The sequence below is a fragment of the Reyranella sp. genome (assembly GCF_004297405.1).
In the GTDB taxonomy this organism is placed as follows: domain Bacteria; phylum Pseudomonadota; class Alphaproteobacteria; order Reyranellales; family Reyranellaceae; genus Reyranella.
On sequence record NZ_SCVC01000011.1, the window covers coordinates 162,171 to 180,431 of the forward strand.

Below are 18,261 nucleotides of genomic sequence, written 5' to 3' on the forward strand. Positions count from 1 at the left end.
TCTCAGGCGTAGTTGCCGGCTTTGGCAGGCGCTTTCACCGGCGCGGCGGCCTTGCCGTCGAGCAGGCCGCGCATTTCCGCACCCTTGCTGTCCCACCAGTCGGCCAGAATGCGGACATCCCAGCCGATGCAGAAATGCTTCACACCCATGTCGAGATACTTGCCGGCCTGGCTCGGGTCGCGCAGCTCGACTCGCGGATGGAGACCCTTCTTCAGTGCCGTTTCGATCGTCTTCTTCTCCGCGGCCAGAACTTCGGCGTCGGCATACTGACCGGTCTTGCCGATGCTCATGGAGAAGTCGGAGGCGCCGAACTGGACCATGTCGATCCCCGGCACCGAGAGGACGGCATCGAGATCGTCCACGCACGACTTCTTCTCGACCATGATGGCGATCACGACCTCGTCCAGCGCGTCGACATAGGCGGGCGTGCCGCCTTCCCGGACGGTGCCGACGTCGCGGCGCATGCCCACGCCCAGCCGTCCGCGGCCCCGCACGCCTTTGGCCATCGTCGTCTCGGCGCGCACGGCATCGACGGCGACCTTGGCATCCTCGACCGAGCGGATGTCGGCGAAGAGCACGCTCTGGAAGCCCGAGCCAATCGCCCTCATCGCCTGATGGGTATATTGCGTCTGCTCGATCTTGATCATGCCGGCCATGTTCATGAGCTCGAAGGCGCGGCCGAGATTGTCGAGATCGTGCATCGTGAACGGCGCATATTCGGCGGTGAACTCGACGTAATCGTATTGCTTGGAGTGACCGATCAGCTCCACCAGGGTCGGCCAGGCCGAGAGAATGTGCGTGCCGACGGTCGGCTCGCCGGCGTTGAGACGTTCACGAAGAATATTGCGACGCATGGCGTTTCCCCCGGGGCGGTTGTTCGCGCTAGTGTGGCACCTCGTGTAGGGGGAGTTCCATGTTTCCGTCGAAAGAAAATCTGACCATCTGTTTTGCACACGCAGCATACCGGATGATGGATCGGTTCGAGCTGCGCAAGACCGGCATCAAGTGCTTCGAGGTCCGTGCCTATGACGATCTGGTGAAGCGCATCGGCGAGGCCGACGTGGTGCTGGCCTCGGGCATGTGGAAGAACGACCTGATCCCGCATGCCGGCAAGCTGAAGTTCATCCAGTCCATCAGCTCGGGCATGGACCAGTATTCCAAGGAACTGCTTGGCGCCAAGGGCATCCGGCTGGCCAGCGCCGCCGGCGTCAATGCACGCGCCGTGGCCGAGCACGCCCTCGCGCTGATCCTGGCGATCGCGCGGCGCCTGCCTGAAGCGCGCGACAATCAGCGCAAGAAGGTCTGGCGCGGCATGCTGGGCGACCTGACGCAGCGCGAAGACGAACTCGGCGGCAAGACCCTGCTGGTGGTCGGCATGGGCCGCATCGGCAGCCACCTCGCCAAGCTCGCCAAGGCCTTCGACATGAAGGTGGTCGGCATCCGGCGCGATCCCAAGGCCGGCACCAACGGCGCCGATGAAATCCACGGCATGGGCGATCTCGTGAAGCTCGTCCCGCAGGCCGATTTCGTAGCGCTGACCTGCGCACTCACGCCGGAGACCACCGGCCTGATGAGCGCGGCGGCCTTTGCCGCCATGAAGCCGTCATCGGTGTTCGTCAACGTAGCGCGCGGCAAGGTCGCGGACGAAGAGGCTCTCATCAAGACGATGCAGGGCAACAAAATCTGGGCGGCGGCGCTCGATGTCACGGCCGACGAACCCCTGCCTACTGCGTCGCCGCTCTGGACCATGCCCAATGTCTTCATCACGCCGCACACGGCCGGTGAGACGCGGGCCTACGAAGACAATGTGCTCGATATTCTGATGGAAAACCTCGACCGCCTGTGGCGCGGCGAGAAGACCTTACGCAACCAGGTACTCTAGGGAGACAGGAAATGCCCGTAGCCGATCCGCATCGCGTCATCCTCACCGGCGAGAATCCGTTCCTGCGACTGAGTGAGAAGGATGGCGATCCCAACTCCACGGATGCGAGCTACTGGCGCATCCTGTTCTGTCCGGCCGGGCCGGGCCATGTGCTCTATCTCAAGAGCGAGATGACCGAGAACAAGTGGCGCATCTACTCCGACAACATCGCCATGGCGCGCTGGCTGCAGCAGACGGTGCAGGGCATGCTCAATGCCGAACTGAAGGATACCTCGATCCCGGTGATCGACGCCGACTTCAGCAAGGCCGGCGACCCGCGCTACTACTGGACCGAGTATGTCTCGGCCGCCGACGCCGAGATCTCGCTCACCTGGCACGATATCGGCGATCCGCTGCTGATCCACACCGAGCCCAACCAGGCGCCGAACCCCAGGCCCTACGGCGTCTGCACCGTGCTGGTGCCGGCGCTGTCCGGGCGGTTGACGCTGAACGGCCAACAGGCCCGCGGCAAACCCTGGCCGCGCGATCGTGAAGGCCGTCCTTTCAGCACCTCAGCGCTGGCCTTCTCGGAGAGCTGGACCGAGACGCGCTAACGCGCGGGAGCGAAGCCGTAGGCTTGGGCGAGCAGGGCATAGCTCTGCCGCCGCACCTCCTCGTCGTGCGTCCATGTCACGACGGCCATCTCGTCGACGCCGACCCGTTCCTTCAACTCTGTGATGCGGGCGGCGACTTCGGGGCCGGTACCGACGAAGGAATCCTTGCGGAACTGTTCGAGCTTGGCTTGCTCATAAGGCGCGAGCGTTTTCACGACGTTCGCCGCCTCGTTGGGCGACAGCAGCGGCCCCATCACGCCCTTGTCGCGCTGGATGCGCGAGAGGGCACGCGACGTGAAATGGTATTGCGCCTCGTCCATCGTCTCGGCCGCCAGCGCCCAGACGCAGAGGCCCGAGCGCGGCTCGGGGTGGCGGGCGCCGGGACGATAGCTGCGCTTGTAGAGATCGATCGCGCGTTCACCACCGGCGCCATCGCTGAAGAACCAGGCGTAGCAGTAGGGCAGGCCGAACAGCGCGGCGACCTGCGCGCCGTAATCGGAGCTGCCCAGGATCCAGACTTCCGGTGCCGTGTCGCCTTGCGGGAACGCCTTCACCGCGGCGAAGGGGTGACGATCAACCAGCGGCTCGTTGTGCACCCAGGCGATCAGGTCGCGCACATCGGCGGGAAAATGCTCGGGCCGTTCGTTGGCGGCGGGGTTCAGGGCGAAGGCCGTGCGGCCATCGGAGCCCGGCGCACGGCCGAGCCCGAGATCGATGCGGCCGGGCGCAAGAGCATCGAGCACGCGGAACACCTCGGCCACTTTGAACGGCGAGTAGTGCGGCAGCATGATGCCGGCGCTGCCGATGCGGATGCGTTCGGTCGTGGCGGCGATGGCCGCCATCACGATCTCCGGCGCCGTGCCGACGATGGTCGGATGATTGTGGTGCTCGGAGACCCAGAAGCGCTCGTAGCCCAGCGTCTCGCAATGCTGGGCCAGGGCAACGGTGTTGCGGATTGACTGGTCGTGCGGCCGTCCGGCGACGGCAATGGACTGGTCGAGGACGGAAAGACGGAACGGGCGGGACATCGACGGCAAAGTGGGGCGTCGATCCTATTCCGGCAAGGCCGAGATCATGTAGAGCGACTGGAGTTGTGGTGTCGGCTGCGCATTGACGCCGAAATTCTTGCTGAAGATCGTCGCGATCTCGCCGGAGCGGTAGATGCGGCTCAACGCACGATCCACCGCGAGGCGGAAATCACCATCGCCCAGCCGCATCGCCAGCGCGAAAGGCTCGATGCTGAGATAGGTGCTGGCGAGCAGGATGTGCGACGCATCCTTGTGATCCTTGATCATGGCCGTGAGCATCGCCTTGCCGGCGAAGTAGGCCGAAATCTCACCCTTTTCGAGGGCCGTCATCGCCTGCTGGAAATCCGTGAAGGGGACGATCTGGGCCTGGACGTGCACAGCGGCGAGGCTGCGCCGCAGCGCTTCCTCGGTCAGGGTGCCGGCGACCGCACCGACCTTCTTGCCACCGAGTTGCTGGATGTCGCGCGGGCCGTCGTTACGAATGGCGAAGCTGGTTCCGTCGACGAAAGTCGCGATCGAGAAATCAACCTGGGCACGCCGGTCCAACGTTTCGGTGAGCGAGTCGCAGAGCAGGTCGGCCTTGCTCTGGCGGATCGCATCGAGGCGGTTCTCCGTGGTGACGGGCACGAACTCGACCTTGATGCCGGGCTTCTTGAGCTGTTGGGCGAGGCTCTTGGCGACAGCCTCGCAGAGATCGACCATGAAGCCCTTGGGCTGCCCGTTAGCGGCTTTGTACGCGAAGGGTGCGGCATCCTCACGATAGGCGGCGCGCAGGACGCCGTTCTTGGCGATATCGTCGAGGGTACCAGCCCATGCGGTGCCTGTGGCCACGACAAGGCCCGACGCCAGCACAAGTCCGTTCAGCAACGCCTTCATGGATGATCCCCTCTCGATGAGGGGCAACAATCCGATATTCGATCCGTTGTGACCACTGGAAAACCGGAGAATCGCCATGCCTCGTCCCACGTCTCGTGTCGTCGGCATCGATCACATCTCAGTCCGGGTCAGCGATTACGAAAAATCGAAGAAATTCTACGCAGGCCTCTTTGCCTTCCTTGGCTTCGAGCTGTCGGAGGACTATGGCAGCACCATCGGTTGGACCAACGGCAAGACGCGCTTCTGGATCGCGACCGCCGAGGGGCGCAAGACACATCGCATCGGCGATGTCGGCTTTCACCATTACGCCTTCGAGCTGCGCAACCGGAAGGATGTCGATGCGCTGCAGGCCTATCTCGAAGGCCAGGGCGTGCGCATCGTCGATCCCGCCGGCGAATATTACGAGGATTACTATGCCGTCTTCTTCCTCGATCCCGATGGGCTGAAGCTCGAAGGCATGAAATACGGCGAGCTGACGGCCAAGCGTCGCCGGAAGCCCGCTTCCTCCAGGAAAAAGAAGGCGTAAATGCCGCTTATGGCGGCCTTGTCGCCTCCTGGGCTGCGCGCCAAACTCCCGGCCGTTTTCGTAACCGGAGGACCAACATGTCGACGACAGCGACCCAGACTAAGCCCCTTGCCCAGCCCTCCGGCACCTATCAACCCAAGGGCATGCTGATCGGCGGCAAGTGGGTCGGCAGCGCGTCGGGCCAGCGCATCGCCATCGAGAATCCTGGCAATCGCTCGCTCGTGGCCGAGGTGCCGCGCGCGGCGGCGGCCGATGTCGAGGCCGCGGTCGCGGCGGCCGACAAGGCCTTTCCGGCCTGGAAGAACGTCGTACCGCGCGAACGCGGCAAGCTGCTGCTCAAGATCGCAGAGGCCATGGAAGTGCGCTCCGAGGAGATGGCACGCACCATCGCGCTCGAGACCGGCAACGCGCTGCGCACCCAGGCGCGCGGCGAGGCCAAGCTCGCGGCCGACATTTTCCGCTACTTCGGTGGTCTCGCGTCAGAGCTCAAGGGCGAGACAGTGCCGCTCGGCGAACACGTGCTTTCCTACACGCGCCGCGAACCGATCGGCATCGTCGGCGCCATCATCCCGTGGAATGCGCCGGTCATGCTGGGCGCGCTCAAGATCGCTCCCGCGCTCTGCGCCGGCAACGTGCTGGTGATGAAGGCGGCCGAAGATGCACCGATGGGCGTGCTGCTGATGGCCGACATCTGCCAGGAATTCCTGCCGCCCGGCGTGCTGAACGTGGTGACCGGCTATGGCGAGGAATGCGGTGGTCCGCTCGCGAACCATCCCAAGGTACGCAAGCTCTCCTTCACTGGCTCGACCGACGTCGGCAAGGTGATCATGCGCGCCGCAGCCGAGCGCATCGTGCCGGTGTCGCTGGAACTCGGCGGCAAGAGCCCGTCGCTGGTCTATCCCGACGCCGACGAGGATTGGGCGGTCGACGGCATCATCAACGCCATGCGCTTCACGCGGCAGAGCCAGAGCTGCACGGCGGGCTCGCGCCTGTTTTTGCACGAGGACATTTTCGATTCCTTCCTCAAGAAGCTCGAGAAGAAGACTTCGGCCCTCAAGATCGGCGATCCGCTCGACGAGGCGAGCGACATCGGCACCATCATCAACAACAAGCAGTTCACCAAGGTCTGCAAGTATGTCGACGAGGGGCTGAAGCGGTCGGACGCCAAGCTGGTGTTCGGTGGCCTGCCGCCCAAGACCGGTCCGTTGAGCGAAGGCTACTTCGCCGTGCCGACCGTGTTCGCCGACCGCTCCAACGACTGGCGGTTGGCACGTGAAGAGATCTTCGGACCGGTGCTGGTGGCGATCCGCTGGAGCGACGAGGCCGAGGCGATCCGCATGGCCAACGACAGCCACTACGGCCTCGCAGCCTATGTGTGGACGCACGATATCGGCCGCGGCCTGCGCGCTGCGCACGCGATCGAATCGGGGTGGGTGCAGGTCAACCAGGGCGGCGGTCAGTCTCCCGGCATGTCCTACGGCGGCTTCAAGCAGAGCGGCCTCGGTCGCGAGTTCTCGCTCGAGGGCATGCTCGACAGCTTCACCCAGCGCAAGAGCGTGACGGTTAACCTGGCCGTCTGACGCGGTGAAGACTACGCCGGCACTTTGAGATGATGGTCGGTCGCGCCTTGATAGGCGTGACTGATCCGATAGAGCATAGCCTCGTCGAAGGGCCGCCCGATGAGCTGCAGGCCGATCGGCGCGCCGTTGCTGTCGAAACCGCAAGGCAACGACAGAGCCGGGATGCCGAGCGTGTTGAAGGGGCGGGTCAGTCCGGTGAAGCGCGCGACCATGGCGAGCGTCGCCGGCCCACCCGAGGCTTCGACATCTGTCTCTGCGATCGTCGGAATCGGGAAGGGGATGGCCGGCAACAACACTGCATCGACGTCGGTCATCGCAGTGCCAAGAAACTCGCGCACGAAGTGAGCGCGCAGGCGAAGGGCATCGATGTACTGCGTCGCCGGAATGAAGAAGCCCGCCTCCATGCGCGTGCGCACCTGGTTGGCGTACGGCTCGTTTGCTTCCATCCATGGCCGGTGCATGGCGGCAGCCTCCGACTTCACGATCACCTCCGCAGCGCGATAGAGCGCAGTGAAGTCGGGAATCTTCGCTGTCGATATTTTGGCACCCTGGTTTCCCAATGCGTCGGCGGCGGCTTGCACTGCGGCGCCGACCTGGGCGTCGATCGGCACGAGCGCTTCGGGCAGCGCCAATCCGATTTTGAGCCCGGAGACGCCACCCTGAAGCAGCCTCTCATAGTCCGGCACGGGCTTCTCGCTGGTCGTCGAATCGTCCGGATCATGACCGGCGATGACGGCCAGCACGCGTGCATTGTCGCGCGCCGTGCGGGTCAGCGGGCCGACATGGTCCAGGCTCCAGGAGCGGGCCAGCGCGCCGGCGCGACTCACCCGCCCGTAGGTCGCCTTCATCCCGACCACGCCGCAGGCGGCGGCCGGCAGCCGGATGGAGCCGCCGGTATCTGAACCCAACGCGCCATAGACCATGCGTGCGGCCACCGAGGCGCCGGAGCCGCTCGAACTGCCGCCTGTGATGCGCGTCGCGTCCCACGGATTGCGGCAATGGCCGTGATGAACATTGTGGCCGGTCGGACCCGCCGCGAACTCCGCCATGTTGAGGAAGCCCAGTTCGACGACGCCGGCTGCATCGAGCCGCTGCAACACGGTGGCTGTCGTGGGCGCCTGCCAATCGCGGCGGATGGCGCTGCCGCCGGTCGAGAGTTCGCCCTTGCGGTAGTACATGTCCTTGTGCGCCATGGGCACACCATGCAGCGCACTCCTCCGCTGGCCGGCCGCGATCTCCTTGTCCAGCGCCCGCGCCCGCTCCAGCGCCTTCTCTCCATTCAATCGAAGAAAGGCGTTGGTTTTCGGCTGCCAGGTCTCGATGCGGTCGAGGCACGCTTCGGTCGCCGCGACCGATGTCGTCTTTCCAGAGGCAATCGCATCGGCAACGGTGCTGAGATCCTGCAGGGCGAGATCACGGGCGCTCATTTCGCTTCCCGCGCCATCAGGCTCGCAAAGGCGGCGGGCTCATCGTCGAAAGCCAGGTATCTGGTCGCTGCTTCCCGCACGGCATCGTTCAGCACTTGCAGCTCGGCAGCGAGCTCGGCCAGGCGCTTGTCGTCGTACTTCAGTCCCTGAAGGCCGGACGCAATGCCGGCAACAGTGCGGGTTCTGTCGTCCATCCGCCTTCTCCTCAAAGCTTCAGCTTACGTTCGCCGAGCCGCGCGCGATCCTCTTCCGAGAAGGTCATGATCTTCCTGATCTTCTGGTCGAACTTCATGCCGACCGCTTCGGCGCAAGCAGCAAGCGTGCCGCTCTCGGTCTCGAACAGGAAATGCGTGAAGGTCAGGATCTTGTCGGTGAAGTCGGCGAGGCCGCTCATCGTCACCATCAGGTCGCCAGCACGCAAGGGGCGGCGATAGTGATTCAGCATCTCGACCACCACGGAACCCTCCTGGCGATCCTGCATCGCTGCGCGATCGAAGCCGAGATGGTTCCAGAGGACCGGCGCACCGTCCGAATAACGGCCGAACTGGTGGCGCGGCAGGAACTCGCCGTTCTCGTCGCATTCGTCGGGCGTGATCTGGGTACGACCGACCTCGATCAACCCGGTCTGCGAGGCGGTCGAGAGCGAAAGATCGGGCAAGTCGAGCTTGCCCACGCTGCGCGGCTTTGCGGCGGCGGGCAGTTCCACCCTAGCGGCTTCGGCGCGAGCGCGCACCTCGGCGGGCCAGGGCTCGGCCGCTGTGATGCGACGGCGGATCGTTGCCGCGATGTGGCCACCGGCGGGATTACGCACCTCGTGATAGGCGACGAGATGGCGTTCGCCGACTTCGACAGGCGCCGAATGAACCTCGACTGGTTCCACGACCCGGAACTCGCGTAGGTAGCGAACGTGATCGTCGACGACGCTGGTGGCGATGCCTGCCGCGCGCTGTGCCCGCGGTCCGAAGCCAAGGCTTGCCAGCAGATGGGACGACGCCTCGTGGCCGAACTCTGTGTAAAACTGGACATTCAGATGGTTGTTTTCATCGCACTGCCAGGTGTTCACGGCAGTGCTGAAAGTCGGGATCAGGCCAGGGCTCGACACGCTACGCTCTCTCTGCAGTCTGTGGATGACTGCTCAAATGGCCGAAAAAGCCCCAAGAATCGACATTTTTCGTGCATTCCGCCCTTGCGGGGGATCGATTCGTGGATAACCTTGGCCCGTCAACGCCGCCCTGGGGCGTCAGGAGGCCGTTGGCGAAACGAAAAATGCAAGGGACCCCTCAACATGGCTACCAAACCCTCAGTTCCTACCGTGCCGCTTTCGAAGGTCGCGGCTGAGCTCGCCGAGAAGACCGGCATGACCAAGAAGGACGCTACTGGCACCCTCGACGAGTTCGTCAGCCTGGTCGTGCGTCACCTGAAGAAGGGCAACAAGGTCCGCATCACGGGCCTCGGCATCCTCCAGGTCCGCCATCGTCCGGCGCGTATGGGCCGTAACCCGGCCACCGGCGAAGCGATCAAGATCAAGGCGTCGAAGAAGGTTGCCTTCCGCGTCGCGAAGGATCTCAAAGAAGCGATCTAACTCGTTCCTGACGGGGAAAGATCGGGCGGGTTTCGGCAATGCCGGACCCGCCCTTCTTTTTGTCTTCTGCCGCTTTCGCCCTCGTGAGGTCATCGCAGAGCGGCACCAGTCTCATGCTTTGGCAGGCGCGTCGCGGACTGGTCTAGTATAGCCGGAGCGCAGCGCAGTCCGGCATGAGCACCTTCATCTTCCTCAAGACAATTGTTCTTCTCAGCCTGCCGCCGGCATCGCTTGCGGTCGGGGTGGTGCTCTGGCTGTTGCTGACCCTCATCGGGTGGCGTCGGCTTGCTCACATCATTCTGGGTCTCGCCATTGCGCAGAACATCGTGATGTCGTTTCCGCCAGTGACCGACGCGCTGGTCGAATCGCTCGAAGCCAGGACACGCCGCATCGTGACGGCCTCGCCGGCCTGCTGCTACGACGCGATCGTCGTGTTGGGCGGTGCCGTCGCACCGGCAGCACCGCCGCAGTTGATGGAGCCGGATCTGACGGAGGCGGCCGACCGGGTCTGGCAGGCGGCGCGCTTCTACCATGCCGGCGTCGCTCCGACGGTCATCGTGAGCGGCGGTTCCTTGAACAACCAGCAGGGCGGGCCGGCGACCAGCGAAGCCGAAGCGATGCGCCGCTTCCTGATCGACCTCGGTGTGCCCGACAAGGCGATCGTCTCGGAAGGCCAGTCGCTCAACACCATCGAGAACATCCACAACGTGCGCGCCATCGTCAAAGATGGTCGTGTCCTCATCATCACCTCGGCATTCCATGTGCCGCGCGTGGCCGAGCTGTCGCAGCGGGCCAAGCTCGATGCGGCCTTCTACGGAACCGATTGGGGGCGGCCGGAAGAGCTGCGCGCCACCTGGGAGAACTGGATTCCAGATGTCGGATCGATGGCCTGGTCGGGTCGTGCGCTGCGCGAGCTCGTCGCACTTGCTTTCGATCGCCGCGGAGCGAGGCTCGAACCATGACTGTGTTCCGCCTCAACCGTCGCGCTGCACTGGGCTTCGCGGCTGCCGGGCCGCTGTTGTTGCCGCTTGCCTGGCGTTCCCGGGCGCAGACACGCGACAAGCTCGTCTTCCAGACGGACTGGCGGGCCCAGGCCGAGCATGGCGGCTACTATCAGGCGCTCGCGGCCGGCCTCTACGCCAAAGCCGGCATCGACTGCGATCTGCGGCAGGGCGGCCCGAGCCTCAACATCAGCCAGCTCCTGCTCAATGGCCGCGTCGACATGACCATGTCGAACAGCTTCGAAGCCTTCACCTACGTGCGCGAGGATGCGCCGTTCTTCACCATCGCCTCGATCTTCCAGAAGGATCCGCAGGTCCTGATCGGCCATCCCGATACCGGCTTCCACGATTTCGCGGATCTCAAGGGGCGCACTCTGCTGATCGGCAGCGGCGGCCGAGTGACCTACTGGCCTTACCTGCGCAAGAAGTACGACCTGCAGAACGAGCAGCTCCGGCCCTACACCTTCAACATGGCGCCCTACCTTGCCGACAAGAACGCCGTGCAGCAGGGATTCCTGTCGTCGGAACCCTATTCGATCGCCCAGGCGCTCGGTCGTGCGCCGCCGGTGCTGCTGATCGCCGACGCGGGATTCAGCGCTTACCAGACCACCATCGCCATTTCGCGCAAGCTGGCAGGCGAGAAGCGTGACCTGATCCAGCGCTTCGTCGATGCCACGCTCGTGGGCTGGGCGCAGTATCTCAAGGGCGGTCCGGCCATCGAGGCAGCCAATGCGCTGATCAAGAAGGCCAATCCCGAACAGACCGACGATCGAATCCAGTACGCCATCAAGGTGCTGAACGAACGCGGCATCGTCCTGTCGGGGGACGCGTTGACCGGCGGCATCGGCGCCATGAGCGACGCGCGCTGGAAGAGCTTTTATGAGTCGATGGTCGAGGTCGACGTCCTGCCTAGGGGGCTGGATATTGCCAAGGCTTACACGCTCGATTTCGTGAACAAGGGTATTGGAAAGCCGTAGGGCGAGGAGAGAGGCATGTTTCAAGTCAGTGAAGAGCACCAGATGCTGCGCGAGCTGGTGAAGAAGTTCGTGCGCAACGAACTGATGCCGCTCGAGAAGAATGTCCTGGATCGCTTCGCCACCGGCCAGCCGGCGTCGCTGTCCGACGGAGAGAACGACAAGCTCTTCAAGCAGTGCAAGGAACTCGGCCTGTGGGCACTCGATGTGCCCGAGGAAGCGGGTGGCGCCAACCTGCCGGCCGTGGCGCTGGTCGGGGTCAACGAGGAGCTGGGCTACACCTGCGTGCCCTTCACCTTCCCACCGGATTCGCCCAACCTGCACATGCTGCTGGCGACAGCCAATCCGGAACAGCGCAAGAAATATCTCGAACCCTATGCCGCGGGCCTCACCAGCTCCGCCATCGCCATCTCCGAGCCCGGCGCGGGTGGTGATCCGGCCGGGATGAAGACGAAGGCGGTGAAGGACGGCAACGACTGGGTGATCAACGGCCGCAAGATCTGGATCAGCCGTATCGCTAAGGCCGACTTCACCATCGTCATGGCCGTGACCGACTCCAATCTCGGGTCGCGCGGCGGCATCACCGCCTTCCTGGTCGACAAGGGCACGAAGGGCCTGGTCGTGGCACGGGCTATCCCGATGCTCGCTGGCCAGCGCACCTACGAGGTCGTGTTCGAGGATTGTCGTGTGCCCGAGACGCAGGTGCTTGGCCGCATCGGCGCGGGCTTCGCGCCCATGCAGCTTCGCCTCACGGTGCGGCGCCTGCAGATGGGCTCCTGGTGCATCGGCATGGCCCAGCGTGCGCTCGACATGTTGGTCGAGCATGCTAACCAGCGCGTGACCTTCGGGCAGAAGCTCGCCGACCGGCAGGCGATCCAGTGGTGGGTCGCCGACGCCGCCATGAAGCTGCACGCCTGCCGTCTCATGGTGATGGATGCGGCGGTCAAGCAGGATGAGGGCCGCGACGTGCGCATGGAGGCCTCGATGATCAAGGTCTATGCGACCGAGATGGCAACAGAAGTGATCGATCACGCCCAGCAGGCGTTCGGTGCCATGGGCGTTACACAGGAACTGCCGCTTTCGATGATGGCGCAGAAGGTGCGCACCATGCGCGTCTACGAGGGGCCGTCGGAAGTGCATCGCATGGTCATCGCCCGTCGCATCTTCGGCGGCCGCTGACAGGCAGCGGGCAGCGTTGACAGCAAAGGGGCCGCGGGCGGATCATTTCCGCCCGCATTCTGATCTGTACTCCCGGGAGCCGCCGCATGACCTATTCGCTCGATAGTTTCATCAAGGACGCGCAGGCCGCGCTCAAGGCCAACAACAATGCCGCCGGCCGCGAGCAGGTGCGCGTGCTGCTGGAGAAGCTGCTGACCAACAAGGCCTTCGTCGAGGAGGCTGTCGGGCCGGCCGCGCCGATCGGCGCGCGCAAGCTCTATGAGGACAAGGAACTCGGCTTCGTGGTGCTGGCGCACTGCAATCCCAAGGCGCACAAGAGCCCGCCGCACGATCACGGTGCCTCGTGGGCGGTCTATGGTCAGGCGGTCAATTACACCGACATGAGCGAATTCAAGCGGCTCGACGGTGGCGATGGCGCGGGCGATGCCAAGCTCGAGAAGGTGAAGAGCTATCGGCTGGAACCGGGCCATGCTGGCGTCTACGACGTCGGCGCCATCCATGCGATCGACTATCCTGAAGGCAGCCGCTTCGTGCGTGTCACCGGCCGCGATCTCGACTATGTGCGCCGGCTGAAGTTCGACACCGCTGCCGGCAAGGCCATCCCCATCGAGAGTGCGACGGCGGGCGCGGGCTGATTCTCACACATCGGCCACCGTTCGCTTGATTTTTCTGGCGTCGACCGGCGCGTCGCGAGGTTTCCTAGGCGGATGCTTTGCTGCGCCGGCGCGGGCCGTTCTTCTCACCCCAGACTTCCATCGCGTCGAGAAGCGGGCCAAGCGTCCAGCCCTTACGCGTGAACGAATATTCGACGTGTGGCGGGATCGTGTTGTGCACCGTGCGGGCCACGATGCCATCCTGCTCCAGCGCCCTTAACTGCAACGTCAGCATGCGCTGCGTTATGCCAGGAACGAGGCGGCGCAGTTCGTTGAATCGGCGCGGCTGATCCTTCAGGTGAAAAAGGATGGTCGGCTTCCAGCGCCCGCCGATCACCTCGACCGTCGCGGTCACTGCGCACCACGGGGCCTTGGAAGTAGCCATTGTCGATGCCTTTCGTGCCCGTCCGCATAACCATGCGTGACACTTAGTATAAAAAATGTGCGTACTTATGAAAAGTGTACCAGCGTGATAGCAGCGACCTCGTCACTCGTGGAGGTCTGCGATGTTGGTCATGATGGGAACGACGGGGCAGGTGGGCGGTGCTGCGCTCGAGGCCTTGAAGCAGCGTGGCATAGCGGTGCGGGCGATCGCGCGGGACGCTGAGCGGGCCAGGCATCTGGCCGGGCCGGGAATCGAGATCATGCGGGGTGAGGCGACCGATACCGCGAGTCTGGTCGCGGCGTTTCAGGGCGCCGAGGCCGCTTTCGTCATGCTGGTGCCATCGCTGCAGGCGGCCGACGTCCTGGCCGAGAGCCGGGCGGCCGTGCAATCGATTGCATCGGCCATCCGAACCGCAGGCGTGCCGCATGTCGTGGCGCTCTCCTCCGCCGGCGCCCATCTCGCCGAGGGCAATGGGATCGTACAGACGCTTCATGATTTCGAGCAGGGGCTGGCCGGTGCCGCTCCATCGCTCACCTTCCTGCGGCCCGGCGATTTCATGGAGAACTGGGCGGCGATGCTGCCAGCGGCGCGCGAGGCAGGCGTGTTGCCCTCCGCCAAGCTGCCGCTCAACGCGGCGGGCGAGACGGTATCGGCCATCGACGTCGGCCGCACGGTGGTCGAGCTGCTGCTCGATCCGCGCCCCGGCACGCGCATCGTCAATCTCGCGGGGCCGAAGGAATATTCACCGGCCGACGCCGCGGCGGCGCTGTCGGACCTTCTCGGCAAGCCGGTGGTGCCCGTGCCCTCATCCCGCGATGAGACGATCGCGGCGCTGCAGGCGTCCGGCGCCAGCGCGGATTATGCCGCCAAGCTCGCGGACCTTACCGATGCCGTCAACGCTGGCCGCATGGATGTGGGCGACGGCGAGACGCGACGCGGCACGATAACCCTCCAGGAGGCACTACGGCGCCTCACCTCGGCAGGCCAGTCATGATCAGCCAGGCGATCTATGTCGCTGCCTTCGTCGCCGTGATCGGCTGCGGGCTCGTCGCCGGCATCTTCTTCGCCTGCTCTTCGTTCGTGATGCCGGCGCTTGGTCGCATCCCGCCGGAGCAGGGCATCAACGCCATGCAGTCGATCAACATCGTGGTGCTCAACACGAGCTTCCTGTCGCTGTTCGTCGGCACGGGCGTGATCTGCCTGGCGCTGCTCGCGGGATCCTATGTCTGGTGGGAAGGCCCGAGCGGCAAGCTACTTCTGCTGGCGAGCTTGCTCTATCTCGTTGGCTGCTTCGGGGTGACGCGAGCTTTCAACATTCCGTTGAACGATGCCCTGGCCGCAGTGCGGCCAGCCACGCCGGAGGCGGCCGCCCTGTGGACCCACTATCTCGACCGGTGGACGACGTGGAACACGGTTCGCACCGTGGCGACCACCGCATCGATGGCTCTGTTCGTCGCCGCCCTTCTACTGAAGGCGTGACGCCGCCGCCTGGTTCGCTTCCAAACGCTTCTGCAGCATGGCTTGGATGCGCTCCTTCAGCCGCTTCACGCGCTCGGGGCCAGCCTTCTCGGGGCTGCCCGAATCGAAGGGCGGCTGCGGATCATATTCGAGCGTGAGCTGGATCGACTTGGCAATCTCTTCACCGGCCAGTTCGGCCGCCAACGTGAGGCCGAAATCGATACCGGCTGTGACGCCGCCGCCCGAGACGCGGTTGCGGTCTCGCACCACGCGCTCGGCGACGGGAGTCGCGCCGAAGGCCGTGAGGAACTCGCGCGACGACCAGTGACAGGCCGACTTGTAGCCCTTCAGCAGGCCGGCGGCACCGAGGACCAGCGAGCCGGTGCAAACCGACGTGACGTAGCGCGCCCCAGCGGCCTGCTTGCGCAGGAAGGACAGCGTCTCCTCGTCGGTCATCAGCGGTACCTGACCGCCGCCGCCTGGCACGCAGATCACGTCGAGCTGCGGGCAGTCGGCGAAAGTCGTCGTCGGCACGATCGAGAAGCCCGAATCCGTTGGCACGGGGGCCAGCGTCTTCCAGATCATGTGAAGCTTGGCATTGGGCACGCGGCAGAGGACCTGCGCGGGGCCGGTGGCGTCGAGCTGCGTGACGTCGGGAAAGAGAAGAATGCCGATATGGACCGTGTCTGTCATGTGCGTCTCCTGGTTCGGTTCGCACCATAGGCTTTGAAGAGACTGGCAGAAATGTCAAATATTGGTTATTTTCTGCCAATGACTCGACCACATCAAATCTCGCTGCTCGCCTACGAAGGCTGCCAGCTTCTCGACGTCACAGGACCTGCCGCGGTGTTCGGTGCGGCCAACGAGGGGCGCGACCGGCCTTTCTACGACGTACGGATCGTTTCGCCCGACGGTGGTGCCGTCACCACCAACTGCGGCGTTGCCGTGATGAGTCACCCAATCGGCGGCCGGCCGGATACGCTGCTGGTCGCCGGTGGCTCGCGTGGCCTGAAGGCGGCACTGGCGCGCGAGGACGTGCTGGCCTGGCTGCGCAAGGCGGCGCCCAAGGCCAAGCGCTTCGGCTCGGTCTGCACCGGCGCTTTCATGCTGGCGGCAGCGGGCCTGCTCGACGGCAAGCGGGTCGCGACGCACTGGGCGAGCTGCGAACGACTTGCCGACCGCTTTCCTGCACTGACGGTCGACGCCGATGCTCTCTATGTCGTCGACGGCAAGGTCTGGACATCGGCGGGCGTGACCACCGGCATCGACATGGCGCTGGCACTGGTCGAAGCCGATCTCGGCGCCGCGGCCGCCAACCTGATCGCCCGGCACTTCGTGCTCTACGCGCGGCGGCCGGGCTATCAATCGCAATTCAGTCCGCTGCTGCAGGCCCAGACGAATGCCGATGCGCCGTTCGCCGCACTGATCGACTGGATGCAGGACAATCTCGACAAGCCGCTCGATGTGCCGGCGCTCGCCCAGTGGGCTGGCCTGTCGGAACGCAGCTTCTATCGCAAGTTTACCGACGCTACGGGCAAGACCCCGGCACACTTCGTCGAGGGTCTGCGCCTTGATGCGGCGCGCACGCTCCTGGCCAAGGGGCTGCCGCTCAAGGCCATCGCCGGCCGCGTGGGCCTGCGGTCATCGGCGCGGCTTGGGCAGGCATTCGAGCGGCGCTTCGGCATGGCGCCGTCGCTCTTCCGCGAGATCCACGCTTCTCCTTAGTGACGTAGCCGGAGGCTGCCGATCACCAGGGCCGCCGCTGCAAAGCCGGCACTCAGCCAGATTGCGGCACGGGCGGCATCGGCGGCGGCTATGGCACCGCTGGAGAAATCGAACAGGCCGAAGATCAGCGCGACCAGCGCCGCACCCATCGTCTGACCCAAGGTGCGGGCCGAGGCGATGATGCCGCCGGCGCTGCCGCTTCGGTCGCGCGGCACGGCGTTCATCATCAGCCGATTGTTTGGCGCGGCGAAGATACCGAAACCCGCACCGCACAGGACCAGTCGCCACATGATGTTGGCGGCCGACGGATCGGGCGGCAGCAGGGCGGTGAGGATGAGGCCCGCCGTCATGCTGGTGAGCCCGATGGCGCCCAGGAAACCGGCATGGTGGCGGTCGGCGAGGCGACCGGCGATCGGTGCGATGCCGGCGAGGGCGAGCGGCCAGGCGGTCAAGAGGATGCCGGTGTCGGTAGCGTCGCGGCCCAGCACCGTGTGGAAGAAGAACGGCAGGCTAACGAAGGCCAAACCCTGCGCCGTGAAGGTGCAGGTCGAGGCGCTGATCGACAGCGAGAAGATCGGCCGGCGGAAAACATCAATCGGCATCATCGGATCGGGAAGCCGCGTCTGACGCCAGACGAAGAGCGTGCCGAGGATCGCGGCAGCCGCCAGTTCCGAGATGACCAGCAGATGCGAATGGCCATGCGCCATGCCGTCGATACCGAAGATCAGCAGCCCGAAGGTCGCGCCCGACATGATCGCCGACAACACGTCGAACGGCCGGTGCGTATGCGAGGTGTGCGGCAGGTACCGTTCCGACAGTATGAAGGCAATGACGCCCAGCGGCACATAGACGGCGAACAGGATCGGCCACGACGTGATCGAGAGCAGCGCGGCACCCAGGCTGGGCCCGGCCGCGAGAGAGGTCGCAACGACGGTGGTATTGAAGCCGAGGCCGCGGCCCAGCATGGCGCGCGGGTAGATCGAGCGCACGAGGGCAGGCTGGATCGCCATGATGGCGGCACCACCCAGCCCCTGGAAGGCGCGGGCGGCGATCAGCCAGGGCAGCGACGGCGCCAGTGCGCAGCCGATCGAGGCGATCGAGAACAGCACCAGCCCGACGCGATAGACATGACGATAGCCCACGATGTCGGCCAGCGCCGCCACAGGCAGCAGGGTCACCATCAAGGCGATCTGGCTGGCATTGACGATCCAGATCGAGCTTTCCGCCGAGATGCCGAGATCCTGCGCCATGTAGGGCAGCGCCAGGTTGGTCATCGAGTTGCTGAGCACCGACATCATCAGCCCAATGGTGATCGTCGCCACCGCGAGGATGCGCGGCAGCCCAGGGGGCATTCCGTCGGGAGCAGCCGGAGCTTGCGCCGGTTCGGCCATT

At 64.9% G+C, this 18,261-nt stretch carries 21 protein-coding genes; 12 read left to right on the top strand and 9 right to left on the bottom strand.

Annotated elements, in window-relative coordinates; translation table 11 throughout:
• Positions 1–2: 2 nt before the first annotated feature.
• Positions 3–854, bottom strand: a complete 852-nt coding sequence (locus EPO50_RS08625) for an aldolase/citrate lyase family protein (protein WP_296342960.1) — start codon at positions 852–854, stop codon at positions 3–5.
• A gap of 113 nt (positions 855–967) precedes the next feature.
• Here EPO50_RS08625 and EPO50_RS08630 point away from each other — a divergent pair, with 113 nt between their 5' ends.
• Both EPO50_RS08630 and EPO50_RS08635 read left to right on the top strand, forming a co-directional pair.
• Positions 968–1,882 (top strand): D-2-hydroxyacid dehydrogenase, encoded by a 915-nt coding sequence (locus EPO50_RS08630; protein ID WP_296342961.1) that lies wholly within the window; start codon positions 968–970, stop codon positions 1,880–1,882.
• Between the two features lie 11 nt (positions 1,883–1,893).
• Positions 1,894–2,475, top strand: coding sequence for a hypothetical protein (locus EPO50_RS08635; protein ID WP_296342963.1), 582 nt, complete (start codon positions 1,894–1,896; stop codon positions 2,473–2,475).
• Here EPO50_RS08635 and EPO50_RS08640 read toward each other — a convergent pair.
• The gene (locus EPO50_RS08640) at positions 2,472–3,503 is read right to left on the bottom strand and encodes an LLM class flavin-dependent oxidoreductase (protein ID WP_296342965.1); all 1,032 of its coding nucleotides are present in this window, start codon (positions 3,501–3,503) and stop codon (positions 2,472–2,474) included. The two genes, EPO50_RS08635 and EPO50_RS08640, sit on opposite strands and share 4 nt — an antisense overlap.
• A gap of 24 nt (positions 3,504–3,527) precedes the next feature.
• Complete coding sequence (locus tag EPO50_RS08645; protein WP_296342966.1) at positions 3,528–4,379, bottom strand: amino acid ABC transporter substrate-binding protein; 852 nt, start codon at positions 4,377–4,379, stop codon at positions 3,528–3,530.
• A gap of 76 nt (positions 4,380–4,455) precedes the next feature.
• Between EPO50_RS08645 and EPO50_RS08650 the strand changes: the two genes are divergently transcribed.
• Both EPO50_RS08650 and EPO50_RS08655 read left to right on the top strand, forming a co-directional pair.
• Positions 4,456–4,905 (top strand): VOC family protein, encoded by a 450-nt coding sequence (locus tag EPO50_RS08650; RefSeq protein WP_296342968.1) that lies wholly within the window; start codon positions 4,456–4,458, stop codon positions 4,903–4,905.
• Positions 4,906–4,982: 77 nt separating this feature from the next.
• Positions 4,983–6,485, top strand: coding sequence for an aldehyde dehydrogenase family protein (locus EPO50_RS08655; RefSeq protein ID WP_296342970.1), 1,503 nt, complete (start codon positions 4,983–4,985; stop codon positions 6,483–6,485).
• A gap of 11 nt (positions 6,486–6,496) precedes the next feature.
• On the opposite strand, the gene EPO50_RS08660 is transcribed toward EPO50_RS08655, so the two are convergent.
• From EPO50_RS08660 to EPO50_RS08670, 3 genes are read right to left on the bottom strand one after another with little or no spacing between them, the layout of a single operon-like run.
• A complete protein-coding gene (locus EPO50_RS08660; protein WP_296342972.1) occupies positions 6,497–7,912 on the bottom strand; it encodes an amidase in 1,416 nt (471 codons plus the stop codon).
• Positions 7,909–8,106 carry a hypothetical protein gene (locus EPO50_RS08665; RefSeq protein ID WP_296342974.1) on the bottom strand — a complete coding sequence of 66 codons (198 nt, stop codon included), beginning with the start codon at positions 8,104–8,106 and terminating at the stop codon, positions 7,909–7,911. Before EPO50_RS08665 ends, EPO50_RS08660 begins: the two co-directional genes overlap by 4 nt.
• An 11-nt stretch (positions 8,107–8,117) precedes the next feature.
• The gene (locus EPO50_RS08670) at positions 8,118–9,014 is read right to left on the bottom strand and encodes a thioesterase family protein (protein WP_296342976.1); all 897 of its coding nucleotides are present in this window, start codon (positions 9,012–9,014) and stop codon (positions 8,118–8,120) included.
• 183 nt (positions 9,015–9,197) lie between these two features.
• Between EPO50_RS08670 and EPO50_RS08675 the strand changes: the two genes are divergently transcribed.
• From EPO50_RS08675 to EPO50_RS08695, 5 genes are all read left to right on the top strand, one after another.
• Complete coding sequence (locus EPO50_RS08675; RefSeq protein ID WP_296342978.1) at positions 9,198–9,494, top strand: HU family DNA-binding protein; 297 nt, start codon at positions 9,198–9,200, stop codon at positions 9,492–9,494.
• A gap of 173 nt (positions 9,495–9,667) precedes the next feature.
• Complete coding sequence (locus EPO50_RS08680; RefSeq protein ID WP_296342980.1) at positions 9,668–10,456, top strand: YdcF family protein; 789 nt, start codon at positions 9,668–9,670, stop codon at positions 10,454–10,456.
• Positions 10,453–11,472 carry an ABC transporter substrate-binding protein gene (locus EPO50_RS08685; RefSeq protein WP_296342981.1) on the top strand — a complete coding sequence of 340 codons (1,020 nt, stop codon included), beginning with the start codon at positions 10,453–10,455 and terminating at the stop codon, positions 11,470–11,472. Before EPO50_RS08680 ends, EPO50_RS08685 begins: the two co-directional genes overlap by 4 nt.
• Positions 11,473–11,487: 15 nt before the next feature.
• Complete coding sequence (locus EPO50_RS08690) at positions 11,488–12,648, top strand: acyl-CoA dehydrogenase family protein (protein WP_296342983.1); 1,161 nt, start codon at positions 11,488–11,490, stop codon at positions 12,646–12,648.
• A gap of 86 nt (positions 12,649–12,734) precedes the next feature.
• Positions 12,735–13,283 (top strand): hypothetical protein, encoded by a 549-nt coding sequence (locus EPO50_RS08695; RefSeq protein WP_296342985.1) that lies wholly within the window; start codon positions 12,735–12,737, stop codon positions 13,281–13,283.
• 64 nt (positions 13,284–13,347) lie between these two features.
• Here the strand turns inward: EPO50_RS08695 and EPO50_RS08700 are convergent, their stop codons facing one another.
• Positions 13,348–13,656: a helix-turn-helix domain-containing protein gene (locus EPO50_RS08700; protein WP_296342987.1), complete on the bottom strand. Its 309-nt coding sequence runs from the start codon at positions 13,654–13,656 to the stop codon at positions 13,348–13,350.
• Positions 13,657–13,807: 151 nt separating this feature from the next.
• On the opposite strand from EPO50_RS08700, the gene EPO50_RS08705 reads away from it, so the two are divergent.
• Positions 13,808–14,680 carry an NmrA family NAD(P)-binding protein gene (locus EPO50_RS08705; protein ID WP_296342989.1) on the top strand — a complete coding sequence of 291 codons (873 nt, stop codon included), beginning with the start codon at positions 13,808–13,810 and terminating at the stop codon, positions 14,678–14,680.
• Complete coding sequence (locus tag EPO50_RS08710; protein ID WP_296342991.1) at positions 14,677–15,165, top strand: DUF1772 domain-containing protein; 489 nt, start codon at positions 14,677–14,679, stop codon at positions 15,163–15,165. The genes EPO50_RS08705 and EPO50_RS08710 overlap by 4 nt, the downstream gene beginning before the upstream one ends.
• On the opposite strand, the gene EPO50_RS08715 is transcribed toward EPO50_RS08710, so the two are convergent.
• On the bottom strand, positions 15,151–15,837 hold the full coding sequence (locus EPO50_RS08715) for a DJ-1/PfpI family protein (protein WP_296342993.1): 687 nt from the start codon (positions 15,835–15,837) through the stop codon (positions 15,151–15,153). The genes EPO50_RS08710 and EPO50_RS08715 overlap by 15 nt on opposite strands.
• A 78-nt stretch (positions 15,838–15,915) precedes the next feature.
• On the opposite strand from EPO50_RS08715, the gene EPO50_RS08720 reads away from it, so the two are divergent.
• The gene (locus tag EPO50_RS08720; RefSeq protein WP_296342995.1) at positions 15,916–16,869 is read left to right on the top strand and encodes a GlxA family transcriptional regulator; all 954 of its coding nucleotides are present in this window, start codon (positions 15,916–15,918) and stop codon (positions 16,867–16,869) included.
• Here EPO50_RS08720 and EPO50_RS08725 read toward each other — a convergent pair.
• Positions 16,866–18,260, bottom strand: a complete 1,395-nt coding sequence (locus EPO50_RS08725; RefSeq protein ID WP_296342997.1) for an MFS transporter — start codon at positions 18,258–18,260, stop codon at positions 16,866–16,868. The two genes, EPO50_RS08720 and EPO50_RS08725, sit on opposite strands and share 4 nt — an antisense overlap.
• Between the last annotated feature and the right edge of the window lies 1 nt (position 18,261).